This is a genomic window from Arenibacter aquaticus (assembly GCF_003957295.1).
In the GTDB taxonomy this organism is placed as follows: Bacteria; Bacteroidota; Bacteroidia; order Flavobacteriales; family Flavobacteriaceae; genus Arenibacter; species Arenibacter aquaticus.
Genome location: NZ_RQPJ01000021.1, coordinates 405556 through 421146, shown reverse-complemented (window position 1 = coordinate 421146; position 15591 = coordinate 405556). Strand labels below are relative to the sequence as shown.

At 40.4% G+C, this 15591-nt stretch carries 9 protein-coding genes; 3 read left to right on the top strand and 6 right to left on the bottom strand.

Annotation, left to right across the window (positions count from 1 at the left end; all coding sequences use genetic code 11):
• Window positions 1-159: 159 nt before the first annotated feature.
• The gene (locus tag EHW67_RS17700; protein WP_126163719.1) at window positions 160-498 is read left to right on the top strand and encodes a hypothetical protein; all 339 of its coding nucleotides are present in this window, start codon (window positions 160-162) and stop codon (window positions 496-498) included.
• A gap of 224 nt (window positions 499-722) precedes the next feature.
• On the opposite strand, the gene EHW67_RS17695 is transcribed toward EHW67_RS17700, so the two are convergent.
• The gene (locus EHW67_RS17695; RefSeq protein WP_126163718.1) at window positions 723-2297 is read right to left on the bottom strand and encodes a CHRD domain-containing protein; all 1575 of its coding nucleotides are present in this window, start codon (window positions 2295-2297) and stop codon (window positions 723-725) included.
• 182 nt (window positions 2298-2479) lie between these two features.
• Here EHW67_RS17695 and EHW67_RS17690 point away from each other — a divergent pair, with 182 nt between their 5' ends.
• A complete protein-coding gene (locus tag EHW67_RS17690; RefSeq protein WP_202912003.1) occupies window positions 2480-3337 on the top strand; it encodes a DMT family transporter in 858 nt (285 codons plus the stop codon).
• Window positions 3338-4305: 968 nt separating this feature from the next.
• On the opposite strand, the gene EHW67_RS17685 is transcribed toward EHW67_RS17690, so the two are convergent.
• The 3 genes from EHW67_RS17685 to EHW67_RS17675 all read right to left on the bottom strand — a co-directional run bounded on the left by EHW67_RS17685 (window position 4306) and on the right by EHW67_RS17675 (window position 11998).
• Window positions 4306-9867 (bottom strand): hypothetical protein, encoded by a 5562-nt coding sequence (locus tag EHW67_RS17685; RefSeq protein WP_126163717.1) that lies wholly within the window; start codon window positions 9865-9867, stop codon window positions 4306-4308.
• 569 nt (window positions 9868-10436) lie between these two features.
• Window positions 10437-11036, bottom strand: coding sequence for a DUF6642 family protein (locus EHW67_RS17680; RefSeq protein WP_126163716.1), 600 nt, complete (start codon window positions 11034-11036; stop codon window positions 10437-10439).
• Window positions 11037-11368: 332 nt separating this feature from the next.
• Entirely contained in the window at window positions 11369-11998 is a 630-nt protein-coding gene (locus EHW67_RS17675) for a hypothetical protein (protein WP_126163715.1), read from the bottom strand.
• Between the two features lie 395 nt (window positions 11999-12393).
• Between EHW67_RS17675 and EHW67_RS17670 the strand changes: the two genes are divergently transcribed.
• On the top strand, window positions 12394-13089 hold the full coding sequence (locus EHW67_RS17670; RefSeq protein ID WP_126163714.1) for a hypothetical protein: 696 nt from the start codon (window positions 12394-12396) through the stop codon (window positions 13087-13089).
• A 201-nt stretch (window positions 13090-13290) separates the two neighbouring features.
• Here EHW67_RS17670 and EHW67_RS17665 read toward each other — a convergent pair whose 3' ends face one another.
• Window positions 13291-14268 carry a phosphotransferase gene (locus tag EHW67_RS17665; RefSeq protein ID WP_126163713.1) on the bottom strand — a complete coding sequence of 326 codons (978 nt, stop codon included), beginning with the start codon at window positions 14266-14268 and terminating at the stop codon, window positions 13291-13293.
• An 8-nt stretch (window positions 14269-14276) separates the two neighbouring features.
• Window positions 14277-15260 carry a nucleoside hydrolase gene (locus tag EHW67_RS17660; RefSeq protein ID WP_126163712.1) on the bottom strand — a complete coding sequence of 328 codons (984 nt, stop codon included), beginning with the start codon at window positions 15258-15260 and terminating at the stop codon, window positions 14277-14279.
• Window positions 15261-15591: the final 331 nt, after the last annotated feature.

Here is a 15591-nt window from a genome sequence, read left to right as displayed (position 1 = left end):
CCATAATAGCTGCATGTTAATTTTGGTTTAAACTAATGTTAACGAGGCGATTATCCTACAAATTATTAGAAATTTGTCGTACCTTTTAAATGCAGAACAAAAAAGTACCCCCTATAAGAGCATAACTATAAAATCATTAACCCCTTAAAAGCTTGTCCTATGGAAACTACCCCAAAAATGAGTAAAAACTTACTTTACAGGCCTTCCAAAAGTGGCTGTATCCTTAAGTTGGAACGTACCAATAATGATTTATCTTATTTGGAAAAAAAAATGACCTCCTATGTATGCGAACCTAACACCTACACGCTGTTTATAAAATCTGAATCCCTACGACAAACTTTACGATCCCTAAAACATGCCAATGCGGAATTGATCAAGGCCCTAAAACGGGAAAAAGATTTAAAAATAGACCTATTTGAAAAGACAATGGACCAAATTCGTTCGTACATGGAACTTCAGAAATCGGTAGAGGAGTACAGTAGTATGTTGCGGTATTAAGAATTTCCTAAATTGTTTCCAATTAACAATGTAAACCATAGTAGGAAGGGACTGAGAAGTAATTGGAAATTAGGAAAGAAAAGCTCTGGATATTCTTATTCAGAGCTTTTTTTTAGATTTTTAACTGTCTATTGCCTTTCAATAAATGATTACAATTTCCTTTAAAAGAAAACCCTGAACCTTTTAGATCCAGGGTTTTCTTTTTAAATCCACTTCATTATACCTTAATCCACATTGGCACCTACATTTCCTTGGGCCACAAGGGTACCTAGGTTTTCTGAGCTCAAGTGAACATTAATATATCCATCAATGTCCAATAGGGCATCATAGTCCAGTGTTCCACCGGCATCCAATTGGGTTACATTGGTAACGCTAACACCTGTATCTCCTATAACATTGGATAAACTAACCAGTATATCTCCGGGAGCATCGGCTACGGCACCACTGTGAATATGTGCCGGGTGAATTGCACCGGCAGTGGTCCCCACCAGTTCCAAGGTCACAAGGGTCTCCTTATTTACGCGCTCGGAAAAGGTAGCAGTACCAAAAATTGTGGCATCGCTAACGGCAGCCAAATCGTAGGATACCTCATTTCCAGTTAGTTCGTTTTGGCCAATATCGCCTTGAGCAACCAAAACATCCAGTTCGGATATGGATTTATGAACGTTTATATAGCCATCAAATTCCAACAACTGCTCATAACTAACCTCTGCACCAGCATCATCTGCCTCAATATGTGTCCAGCTCTTGCCACTGGCACCGGCAACTGCATTCAGGGAAATAGCAATATCACCACCTTCAGCTGCGGTATTGGCATGAATATGTGCAGGATGTTCCCCGTCTGATGGAGTGCCTTCCAATTCTAGTTCCAAAAGGGAAGCCCCACTAAGACGTTGGTGAATGGTAGCCGTACCACTTATGGTTGGCACCAGCACACTGTGTAGTGCATATTCCTTGGATTCCCCTGTAAGTACATTGATTCCTATATCGCCCTGTGCTACCAAAACATCCAACTGATTGGCAGATAGATGTACGTTTATATAACCGTCCATTTCCAATAGATCCTCGTAAGTTACGTCAGTACCTGAATCATCTGCCTCAATATGCGTCCAACTTTTTCCACTGGCACCGGCAACTGCATTCAAGGATATAGCGATATCACCACCTTCCGCAGCAGAATTTAGATGGATATGGGCAGGGTGTTCCCCATCATCGGGGGTACCTTCCAGTTCTATCTCCAAGAGGGAAGCCCCACTTACACGTTTGTATATAGTGGCCGTTCCGCTAATACTGGCATCAGAAGCGCTGCTAAGCTCATATTCCCTAGAATCTGCTGTAAGTTCATTGACTCCTATATCACCTTGGGCGATAATGGTGCCGAGGTCGCTGGCAGATTGATGCACATTGATATAGGCATCCAATTCCAATAGTTGCTCATAATTTATGGCCGAACCCTCATTGGTGGCCGAGATGATTGTGGTACTTTCACCAGTAGCCCCGTCCACTGCATTAAGATCAATTAAAATATCCCCAGTTTCTGCCGCCGAATTGGCGTGTATATGTGCTGGAAAAGTTCCAGCAGCGGTACCCGATAATTTTAGGTTAACAGTAGCAGTTCCGTCCTCGTTTTCAACAACGGTAGCCGTTCCGGAAACATCCGCATCCGATTGGGATTGCAATTGGTAGGTTTTGCTTTCCCCATCAAAAACGCCTGGTGGCTGATCCGTGCTATCATCATCACTACAACTCATGACAACAATCGTTGATGCGGCCATGAATAAATACATTATCTTCTTCATATTATATAATTTAGGGTTTTAATATGATGCAAAATTACGGGGATGGCTTTGGAAGGATTGATTGAAAAACGTAAAAGATTGACACATTTACCAGTAACCCGGTTAGGGACTTACAATAAGTAGATAGGGTGTGTTGCCCTTAGAAATGGTTCCATTATCTTTGTGCTGCCAACCCAATGTTAATGAATACCAAGAGGGCTGTATTTTTTATGTTATTGAGTGCCTGTGCCTTTACGGGCATGAACGGCCTCTTGAAATACCTAAGCGGATATAGTTCCTACCAAGTGGTATTCTTCAGGGCCCTTGGCTCACTTTTTTTTACGTTTGGCTTTTTGTGGAGCAAGGGTATCCCTATGCTGGGAACACATCGTAAGCTGTTGGTTTTAAGAGGGGTAGTGGGGTCTATTTCCATGCTATTATACTTTACTGCATTGCACTATATGCCCTTGGGCTCGGCAGTGGCCCTGCGTTATATAGCGCCAATATGGGCAGCAGTCTTCGCCATTTTTATATTAAAAGAAAAGATAAAATGGGTGCAGTGGCTCTTTTTTATCCTTGCCTTTATGGGGGTAGTGGTCCTAAAGGGCGTAGATAGGAGCATCCCGACCATAGGGCTGGCCCTAATCTTGATGTCGGCCGTATTCAGTGGTCTGGTATATATTACCATCCGCAAGATCGGCAGCCGGGAACACCCCGTGGTGATCGTTAACTATTTTATGATTATTGCGCTTATGTTTGGGGGCAGCATGTCTATTTTTAATTGGAAAACCCCGGTGGGAACCGACTGGCTATTGTTGTTAAGTCTCGGCGTATTTGGATATTTTGGGCAGTTGTTTATGACCAAGGCCTTGCAATGGGGCGAAACCAACGTTATAGCGCCCTTAAAATATGTAGAGGTACTTATGGCGGTAATGGTAGGCGTAGGATTTTTTGGTGAGGCCTATTCTATATGGAGCTTTGTGGGCATGGCCATGATCATAGGGGGCTTGCTGTTAAACATATGGTATAAACAACGGTTGTTGAAGAAAACAAAGCACTAAGATAAACTAGGAGAAGAGCCACTTCCAGAAAGTCTATTTTACATAATGTAAATTATAGAACAAACTATGACGTTTTGGTGAATAGCGCATTTTTGCGCTATTTTATATAATTGTGTTATGGGGCTTTAGTACCATAACGTACAATTATGTAACATGCAATCCCTGACGGGACAATTTCTTTTGACATCTAGGTAAAAGACCTTTTACGGATAAGCTAACTTATAACTCATGCAATGTAATCCCTTACTAAGTAATTCCTTTTTATCGCATTCGTCCGGTGCACCATCTCGCCAGCCATTATAAATTTTCCCTAGACATATATAATTGATTGCCTTCCATAATTTTAATATTCCGTACCAAAGCCCAGGAATTTTTAAATATGCGAATTATGGACCACATGGCCTAACACACAATTTATGTAAATAAGACAAAATAGTGTTGTGCAACTGATTCTTATAATTTCCATATTCCGTACTAAAGCCCAGGAATTTTCAAATACGGGAATTTTGGACCACATGGCCTAACACTCAATTAATGTAAATAAGACAAAATAGTGTTGTGCAACTGATTCTTATAATTACCATATCCCGTACCAAAGCCCAGGAATTTTTAAATACCCGATTCTCCAGCAATACAAATATGCTATATCAGTCGCTGCTAAGTTTAATTAGTCTCCAGTCCATTCCAGAATAATCCTTAACGAGCCTCGACTTCATAGCACTACCGGCATGCTGTAATTGAAGCTTTACTTTAGGTAGCACTAACATTATGTAAAATACGGCTTAAATTCTGAAGATCTAGATTCTTTGGAATTTTAAGCGGATTGATGTCGTAAGTAAGTCATATAGCCATCTCGCCAGCAAAAACAATTATCCACGGTATCCATGTAATTGAATACTGACCATAGTTTCAATATTTGGACAAAAGCCCAAGAGTTTTTAATTACCTGAATTACACACCGCATATAATTATTTAAACGCGCTTACCCGAGTTCCCGGTACCGGGAAATTGGCATCCATCCTGGTAAGATTTAAGGCTTGTAACCTGTTAATGGCTCCTATGCCATTATCCGAGAAATTCACTGGATCCACCGGACTTTGATGCGCATTGTCAACAAACCCTGTACGTTGGGTAAAGGTACGTTGGCTTCCACTATTCATAATGTCGTTATTGATTTTAGGGTCATTATGTCCATCTTTAACTACAATATCCCATAATAACGCATGAACTATTTCATGGGCCAAAGTCTCCCCTATCAGGCGTCCATAGACTTCTACAGCAAAGGATTCAAGTGCGGGATCCCCTCCCACTCCTTGTGATTTCAACTGTATCATAAGCGCCTGGGTCTCTGTATCAAGTTCCGTGTCGCTTAATGCACCACCACCCATTGGTTCATCATAAGCACCTGGAAAAACATCAATCGTTCTATTTGGTACTATATTCCCTACTTCGCCTGGTGCCGGATTGGTCTGTCCAAAAGTTCTTTTACCTGCGGCCAATCTATTTTTAATTGTCGCTACCGTAATCATATTTGCCGGAATATGTGCTGGCGTTACCTCAGTAAAACTTCCCAATTGCCATATGGTTCTTACGTTTGCATCTACCAAAAGAGCATCACAAACCTCTTTGGCTTTACTAATAAGATCATTTTTTAAAGCTACTAGCGACAAATCGGCCAAGACCTGATCAAAAGCAACAGCGTCTTCTTTGATGGTCACAAATTGAGGGATGCTCAATGGTAGTTTCATACTTTGTACCACTATATCGTTTACATCCCTTACTTCCACATCAATATTACTCAATCCTGGTTTTATGCCTTGGACGGTAACACTTTCTCCGATCACAACGGACGGACCATTTTTTATGGTAAAGTCACCCGAATTGCTTGGCGGAACACTCCATCGCACCAACCCCCCGGCAGGCATACTACTCACACTAACCGAGAATTTGGTCTCCCCGGTTTTACTGCCCGAGCCTGGTGCAGCTGCAGTAGCCGGATTAAAACTTCTTGAGGCTGCATTTAGATCCGGATTTTCAATAATTCGTGGAGTAGCTTCATTATCACCTTTGGAAACCGACACCGACTCGTTGCCCAACGGGGTGGTACGAGATACGTTAATCCTCCCTTTCTCTGATTGACTAGCATCGGTAATCGCTTTTTTGATTTCTGGCGAACTGGTCAGGGGCTGTGAATTACTCGAATCCTTTTTGCCCACAACACTGTCTGCAGCATCCGTATAGGAATCCAATACTTTCTTGATTTGATTGCTCGCCTCGGTATCATTTAAAAAGCCTTCTTTATTCAACTTTTTAATCTGCTCAATTTGTTTGGCCCCATCTTCTTTTTGATTGGCCATTACAGCCAAACTTGCAAAGTCCTTGGAAATACTTGCCAAATCCGTCACACTTTTAGAGGTCGTCTGCAGGGCGCCCAAAGCATTGGCTTGGGTACCTGCCAGTCCGGTAAAGTCATTAAAGGCATCCCCTTTGCCCAGCAGTCCATAAGCCGCAGCCAAACCAGTAGGATCTGGTGCAGCGGGGGCATTTTGCATATTGATAATGCTGCTTGGAAAGTCCTTGGCCTGCAAGTCGCCCGGATCGCTACGTCTACTTGCCGTAGATACTGGCTCAATAGCCGTTGGCGAAGAACCACAAGGCTCATCGGAAAAACGCCAGTGCCTGGTTTCGTCAATCTCTTCACAGCTGTTGCACTGCCCCATGACCGATTCAGCATATACGCCCTTGGTGGGCACACTGATCCTGTATGGGTCCGGTTTGGTGGTTGGCTGATAATATTCCAATAAATTCTCAACGTTTTTGAATACTGGATCTAATCGCTCGCCGGGAATTACCTTAAGCACCAAATTATTACCAACTATGCCCATTACCCTGTTTTCTACCACACTGGCAACGCTCCTACCTCCGCTGTGCGGTGCAATATAGCCATCAAGAAGGCCAAAAAGCCGACTTGAATCGATACTTGACCAGATGATTTTATGTGACATTTCCAAATACTCATTTAGGAAAGACACAAGGGCCCTGGCAGCGTCCCTATCTTCCTTTCTTGGGTTCCGTTCTTCCCTGCTGTTCATGGGTGTGAACATTAGCGCCGCATCGGTAACCACTCCAAGTCCGCCCAAATTTAAGGTCCTTTTGTTAATGATGTCGTTTTGTATCCGATTGTTCTGTACAATGTACTCGCTCAAGTGATTGGTGCGATAATGTAAATAGGCAGAACGCAATATAATCTTAGAGGTGGGTTTGACGAAAGTATTTGCCCTGAACCGCAAGTATTTAATCTGCCTTCTGGTGATGCTGGGCATACTTCCCGTATTAATACTAACGCGCAAAGGCACCCCTTTTTTATAGTTGGTGAGTAAGGTAACATCAAAATCCAGCGCTACCTCCGTTCCATTATCCGATATGGCGTAAAAAAGCAAAGTGTCTATAAAGCCACGTACGATATCAGGGGCATATTGTTCTTCAAAAATAGCATCCTTTTCTGCCTCGGTCAAAGGCACTTCCCGCTCCAGATGAAATTTCATTTTTCCGAAAAACCATGGGAATGGAATATTTAAATCGTATTCCTCGGTCTTGGTGGTCTCATCAATTTCTTTAATAAAAGGTCGCTCCAACTCAAACGAGATGGTAAAATGTCCTGTAAATTCTTGGATCATTTCATCCGCATAGCTGCCAATGGGCAAATCGGAGTCGGCATAATTTGATTCTATACGTTCAATAGCATCAAAGCCTCGTCGCAGTTTTCTTCCATACACCGCTCTACTAAGGGTATTTTTCCAACGTAGAACTTTTTTGAAATCAAAATGACCTAATGGCATGGGTACAAAAAGACATTCTTGAACATCTACCAATTCCTGCTCTATAGCATAGTGCTTAAGAACCTCAAAATACTCAACGGTCACGGCATGGCAGTGATTGTTGTTCTTGATTACCTCTGTCTGAACATTTACGGATTCGTTTTGCCCCACAGTCTGAATCACGGTGCTACGCTGACTTCTAAGACTGGATGCCGACTGCGAAGTGTTGTCCTGAAGGCTGTTCAGGGTATTTGCCGACAGGTTGCGTGACGAATTTTGGTTTGCGGTCGACTTGGAGGAGGCTCCTGAATGTGAAATGCCACCGGCGACCCCAAAGACCACACCACTGACAAAACCTCCAACCCCTCCACCAATCCCCGCACTTGTGGATTTGGTCTTATTTGTTGAAGAGGCAGTAATGGATTCACCAAAAGATGAATTCATAATCTCGGTAATATCCCTATCCCTTGATATTTGAGCCTGCAGCTCATCTGAGGCAATTTGTTCCTCTGTTCTTGATCCCACTTCCTTCCTATCCCAATCAACAATCGCTATCTGCTTTTCTTGACAGGGAGCCAAAGGAAGGCTATACAATAAATCTCCCAGTGAGTAACCCGCAGCCTTCCATTTTTGTTTAAGATGTAGGATGTGGCCATGGGCTATGGTTGTATTCTCATAAATGGTTGGTGTCTCATCCCAATCTATACTATTTTCAACGGTCAAATCTACCCTACCTGGATGATTCTGTATATAGGCCCGCTCAAGCTCTTCAACCCTTCTAATGGCACTATAAATTTGTCTTCTTAATGTGGTAAGGGTGCTTTTTATTTCATCGTAATTTTCAAAAAAATAGTCGTCGTCAAGTTCAGTGGCAAACCTTAGGTGGGAGGTGTAAAACGTATAAAACTCATCCAATAAATCAAGGAAGGTAGAAATACTGTGTAAAAAAATGGTATAGTACGCACGTATTTCCAAGATCTCTGCCAAGGTAAATATTGACTTGTTTTTTAAGGTTTCCTTAAGTTCGTTGAACTTTTGGATAAGACATAAAATGCCCATTGTATCTGGCTTGTTCACCGGCGTACAAGGTTCAAAGTTAAGATTTGATCCTTCTTCTGCCTTCGCAAGTTCAACGATTATTCGACGTAAATAACCCAACATACTTTCCTTAAGTCGCCCTGTCAAATTAGCACTATCGATACCCTGAATAAGGGTTTCGATTTTTTTCATGGTTGTTGAAAGTATTTTTTTATTTACAGTATCACTCTCAACAAGTTTGTCGAGCTCAAGAAGGGCAGTGTTGTACAACTTTTTTAGATTGGCCGCTAATTCCATTTGCGATTTTATTCCCTCAACATGACCTAATATCGCCCTAAGTTCTTCCCTATCAAGACTGCCTTTTGCAGTCAATTCTTCACAATAGCTCTTCGCTGCTTGCACCCCTGTTTTACCACAATACGCCGCAGCCAATTTTTTATGCAGGGCAAGTAATTTTTTCTTTTTCTTTAGCTGTTCCGAAGCCAGTTTGATAATATCAAAAGGTCTTAGCTTGTCATTAACCGCAATAAGATCATTGGTCTTTATTGCAAATTTTGATTTAAACCCAGTATCAATTTTTAGCATGTAATTGGGAAATGCGGATACTTTTTCCATGCTGTTCCCCTCAGCAAAACTAATATCGGACTCCTCGCGTTTTTCCTCCGCAGTATCCTCTTCAATGGTATACGACACCATTGAAAGTGAGGTAAATGAATTGTTAAGCCGGCCTATGACCTTAAAGGCTTGATCAGAGATATCCAACAACTCATTTTTGATGTTTCTCGATTGCTTTGAATTTATGGTAAGCCCACGAATTTCAGGTTCGGTGGTACGTACCGTATGAAAGAAACTGAATTCTTCAAGAGTTCTATTGGGAATGGTAAAATCTACACATTTGCCACCAATATCCTGTGAGAACGCATTCGAGTTTACTAAATCATCTCCATCAGGAAGCACCGGGACTTCCTCTCCACAACCACAGCCATCTTCATCTGATAAATTGGAAAGGTCAGCAACAAGTATAATATTTTTGGGCAACTTATTGTTATCAAGAGGAATACTAATAGGCTGGCCCTCATTACCTGCGATTACACCAAAAGCCTGCTGAACACTTTTGTTAATTACTTGTCCGTAAAAATAGCCTCTGGCATCAGTAGTTGCAGTAAAGATGGCTTCAAACTTGGCCACATCAAATACTGCGGCAGCTTCATTACTGACCATAACCAATATTTGTAAGCCCGAAGTTTTGGAATCACCGGAAATATCAATGACACGACCACTCAATTTTTTAGAAGCTTGTTCGGCAGGGGATGATTGATTAAAAGTGACTTCTTTTGGGTTTACCTTGATATCCAAGGTTTGGCTATCATCATCTGCTCCAATAGGTATTTCTGCAGTTTTTAAGGCTCCATGGGTATAGCCCTGCCTGCCTAAAAGTTCCCCATCCGGGGCATAAACCTCTACGGTTACTAGATCGTTTGCCAACAATTCTTTCTTGGGCACAAATAATCTGAAACGTCCATCGGGTTCTACATCTGCACGATCTTTACTGAAAATGGCATGACCGGAAATCTGTTGGGTATAGCTCACTTTTAAAAAGTGGCCTGTGTACTGATTGGTGATGGCGGAGCCATCTAATGGGACAAGTTTACCATTGGCACTTACTCTTTCCATGTTGTTGTAGATTAACTTTTGTATATTTTACGAAATCTTCACTTGGAGGGAACTGCCTAAGGGCTTATTATGTGATGAGGTGCAATTGATCTCAATTACCCCTATTAAAATCACTTTTAATATACTTTTTAAAACAATTAAATGTAAGATAATTTGTACAATTGGTAGGGAAATTTGTGTCAGCTACAAAAATAATGTGTTGATTCATTTGTAAGTTTTGCGATAGCAAAATAGTGCAACTGGCAATAAGGTATATCCATATGGAATAATTGGCTTCTAGTTGATGTAACTACTCCACACCTATTCCCCTACCCCTTCGGGAAGCGAAAAAGTGTTTACTCATTAGATTATATTGTTTTAAAGGTATTCACAAACCTCGTACTTCGATTCCATACCTTTTGAAAAGTAAATTTTTAGAAGACGACATCATTCCTCAATTTACCCCGCCATGGAGGCCAGGCGGGTGCTAGAGGGGAACATTATAGTACATTTGGTATTATTGGTTTAGCCAGTGTTAGTTCAACTTTCAATGCTTGTGTGTCTTACTGACTTCTCAAAATTGAGTTTCACTAATAATACAATCTAAAATCGAGCAATTTGCAGACATTGTAATGTCTTTGGTGCAACTCTTCTACCACATCAAACATATTGTCATCTTCCTTAAATAGGTTGAAGAATGCCTTATCAAGATTTGCGCTACTTATTCCCTTAAATGCATTGCCATAGCCAGAAACAGCTTTTGCTCCGGTGATATCCAAAAAATATTGTGCTTCCTCTTCGTCTAGATCGAGGATTTTTGCATTGGAAAAATGTAGAATCTTTCCTTTTAACCTTCCTTCAAAAATTTCTGCAATTTCCTGTAAACTGTAGTAGTAGTCGTTTAAACATATACTATTTGCTTCACCTGTCATGACCAGGTAGATAATTTCATAGTCCTTAAAATTATGATCATCCAAGACCAGTGCATTTAAGCTAGCCTCCAGTCCTTCAATAGTGTCGCAGGTTTTATAAATACTGGCTATACCATATTTCATGGCCAATTGTTCCAAGTTTTCTTGTGCCTCGGTAAGCTTGTCCGTTTCTATTTCTTGGACCCCTTCTAAACAATAGATGAAATAATCTGCATCTAAATATTGTTCTTGGGGCAATTGTTGTCTCTTCTCTAACAAGTTTCTGAAATTATATAAAGTATATTCAACACAAAATTACTGCAACTCGTCTAGTTTTTCTGTGTTTTTATACAAATTTCCATTCCATACACATTACCTACCCTCCTGCTGTCAGTCAGCTAACACCTGTTTAATCATGCCGGTTTTTTGATTTTAAAGGTACTCATGAACCGCGTTCCTCGGTTTCATTACCATTACAGAAGTAACTTTTGAGATAAAATTATTTCAAAAAACTATAGTAACAACTTTGCCAAAGCACCAGCTCGCCAGCGCTTATAAATATTCACCGGATATTTATAATTGACTACCGTCAATAATTTCCATATTCCGTACTAAAGGCCAGGAATTTCTTGTCTCCCTTCTTCTTCTTTATTGTCATTGCGGGGCTTACTAGGACCCTGGGAAATTTTCCGATGCCTTATTTCAATGGAATCTAGCCGTACATAACATTCAAAATAATCGGTGCCATGTTGTACACCATAATAAATATCCCCACCAGAGTAGCTTTTTTTATAGTTTGTTTCCAACTCCTCCAAGGGCTTATGGTACCGTTTACTTACTTCTTGTTTACATTCTTCAAAAATCGCCACCAGCTCTTGCTGGCCCTTTTCTTTTTCATAGTAGCTGTTTACATACATTCCTGTAAAAAGCCCTTTGTACAAAATATCTATCATTACCACAATAATGGCCAAAGTACTAAATAGTGAACTTGTACTGTTTTTTCGGCAGCGTATTATACTTGTCCAAGCGAAAAGGCGATGGACCCCAACAAAAAGGAAAGAGTAAAGAAGAAATGTTTCAAAATTGAGCGTCTGGCTTTGTAAAACAAATACCATAATCAGAAAAATAAGAATGGCTGGCACAAGGCCAATCAACCAAAAGGCAGTAGATAAGGGTTGTGTACCCTTTAGAAATCCTAAAAGTCCTCCTCTTGCAGGTATTTGATCATCAGATTGCAGCATAATTCACAAGTGATTTGATATTTACAACGCTTTTCTTTATTAAATCTTGCGTGTCTATAGTAAGCTTCTACTACTTTTATTTAATTCGTATCTAACCATGGCATACAATCCGCACACCTATACTAAGTGTTTGCTTATATACTTAAGAGGTTATTGCTTTTAAAGCAACATCTGTTTAAAACCACAATAATACCCCATTCGGTGGCGTTAGGTAAAGACTGTTCGGAATCTTAAATACGATTGATTTCGGACTACTGACAACCTAAAGCCGTACTCGAAGAATATAAGCATCGGTTAATAGACAATGAAGCATTTTTCGGTAACACTTCCGTTCATGACATGAACTTAGCCCTGTACCCTAAATACGATAATAACCTAACACCAAATCCCATCTTATGAAAATCCTATACCTATTCCCTGTTTTTTTACTCTTATTAACCAATGTCAATATACCTGCTTCCTACGATGCGGGTAAGCCGAAATTAACAGCCGAAGTAAAAGAAGAAATAAAAAAGACCAAAGTTTTACTGGTACGCTACGAGGCACCACCCTTAAGTTTTATGACGCCAAAAGATGCGGTTGGTAATGGACTTATCGCAGATCTCACGCAATCAGATATTGCCGATAACAGGGAAAGGCACCGGTTTTACCCGGCAAAGTTGGTGCAGAACAATCTGGATAGTCTACTACGGGCCAATAGTATTGTGAGCTCTATTGAAGTTAAAGAGCAAGCATCTGAATTTATGATGCCGTCCGAACTTAAAGACCTTTCAAAATATGCAGATATAGATGCCGATTATATTGTGGAAGTCATTGTGCCATTAATGGGCTGGCGAGCTACCTATGGCGCTACCAAGTGGAGAACCTATAATCTAAATCTTGCCGTGGAAGTTAGAATAATACGCAGGAAAGATCTGGCTAGAGTTTGGAAAACAAATGTAGGGTACGGTGGTTTAGAAGATAAAGAAATGAAGTTTCACATAACCGAATTGGAGGACAATGGAAAAGAATTGATATCGGATAAGCTAAATATAATGGCCTTGAAAGCAAGTGAAAAAGTTATACAGAAGTATATCAAGGCTAAGAAATAAGTTGATTGCGTTCATAGTCCCTTAAACACACCTGCCTGTCCCACAAGCAGGCTATTATTCAAAGCTAGGTATTCTAAAAATAGGTATTCATGCACCCCGTAACCCGGTTCAATTACCTTATAGAGGGCGTTTATCCTTGGAATTCTAACCCAGTTGATGTCCTATAAATAGCTCAAACTATTTATTTCTTAACAAAAACTCTTAATATCTTTTATCCATAATCAAAGCACGGGCCATCTCCAAAAGCAACTTTTTTTCTGGAATGGATCTTTCCAAAGGCAGTTGGGCCAAACCTATTATCCTGCGCATCACCTCTATTCCGGCTACTTTAGCAAGCAATAGTGTGTTCAGCGTTCCTGCATACCCGCTTTCTATTGATTGGAGACAGTCTATATTCATTGTAATCATAATACTATGTGCCGCCAGTACCCCCATATCAAATTCAGCAAATCCCATAAAACTGAATTCTGGATCAATGACGTAGATATGGTCTTCTTTTGTCATCCAACTCCCGGGATAATAATCACCATGCAAAAGAACATTGCCCTGGGACAGGTACTGTTCCCCCACCTTTGCAATCTCCTTTTTTAATGTTTCATCAGTTCTATAGCTGAGAGCCAGTTCCTCTAGTCCATCCTGAATGGCATTCAGTGAGAAATCACTTTCCTTTAAAAAAGGCAGCACAAATATGTGTTGGTGATTAAGTAATTGCAATTCCCTATTTTCAGGATATTCTATGGGCTTGGATGTATGGATCTGGGAAGCAATATCCAAAAGCTGTTGCAATTGGGCGGTGCCAATATTTCTTTTATCATACAGGTAGGACATGTCCTTACAATCCCCTAAGTCGTCCAGGATTAATAAATGGCTGTCTGCATTATACGCTAGAATTTTAGGTATATGTGGTTCAATAGCTTTATTGGTAACTGCTTTGTAAAATTGGTACTCTACATCAATACGCTCAATGGGCGCAGTAATCTGCGGGTACTTTTGAACAAAGGGACGGGATTGCTTTACAATAAAAGAACGCTTATTGGTACAGATTCTAAGGACAACGTTCATGTTTCCCTCACCGGGCTTTTCTATAGAGCAGATTTGTTCCTGTTTTGGATCTAAAAATCCAATATTGCTTAAACAGTTCTCAAAATCTGATATTGAAGTAGTAGCATTTAGATACATACTGTATTTTATAATTTATTTAAACTTTGCCAGAAATCCGTTTTCATATTTTCCACATCTATTTTTGTATGGATGTTTATAAGGCGTTGCGCATTTTCCTTAGGCGTTAAAAAAGTTTCGGTTTTTGAAAATTCGGGACGGGCCAGTGCTTCTATGATAGCAACATCCCACATTATCCAACTGCTCTTTTCCGGATCTTCTTTGGTCCACCAGCGTTCATAGGTTTCCCATCGGTTTATCAGATAATCGGCGATACCTCCCCTATTTTTTAAATTGGCATCTACTTCTGTTTTTGTAAACACAAGGTGCTGACTGGTAGTTGCCGTCATTACAGTAAGGTCGAGACCTTTAGTGTTTAAAAGAATTTCAACCGCTTTTGGGTCATTTCCGGAATTGAATTCCTTTTTGTTATAGGTATTGGTTTCCACGTCATGCCAAAAACCGAGATAGTGTACTTTCAATTTTGATATAATGGATGGGTCCTCCAAAATGGCACTGACAATATTGGTACAGGAACCTAGAACAACTACATTCAATTTTTGATCGGCAGGCAATTTATGCGCCCTATCAACTATAAAATTGGAAGCGGGAGAACTGGCAGGCTCTGCACTATTCTTTATGGGAACATTACTCCCCAAAGGAAGCGGAATAGCATCCTGACCCATTAATTTTAGTATTCTTTCATTAATCCGTTGGCTTTCATAAACACTACTATCCGTTGCCAATGGCGAGGTATGAAACTGCGCTGAAGTTATACCCAGAATATTGAATTTGGGATCTGCAATGGCTCGCACAATGGCATAAAGATCATCTACTTCATTTGCCGTATCTGCATCAATTATGATGGGTAAAGGCCTATCATTAGCCTGTGCTTCTACAGGGATATATACGAAAAGGAATACTGGAATTATAAATTGAAGCAAAGCGATGTGAATATGGTTACGAAAATTTGGGTTTTTACATGTACGGAGTTTATTATTTTTCTTCTGCATTCATTCTTGCTATAACGGTTCATCCTGCGTTTGGTCGTACAAATAGGAAGAACATTACCTATCGTAAGATTGAAAAGCCCGTGAATTTTGAAAAAAGTGGTTTAGGGGCACTATAATTCTGAATATCAGCCACAGCTTAGTTTAATTTTTGTCCAATGGTTACTATGTTTATATAAATTTTTAAAAGAAAAAATAATTAAGATTTTATAAATAAGCCAACGCACCGCTTGATTGCCTTCGGGACACAAAAAAAAGGGAAAACCTACTGGCCTTTCCCTTTTTAAACTGTTTGACCGACTTGGCAACGGGGGCCAATTTCCAAAACCCTCCT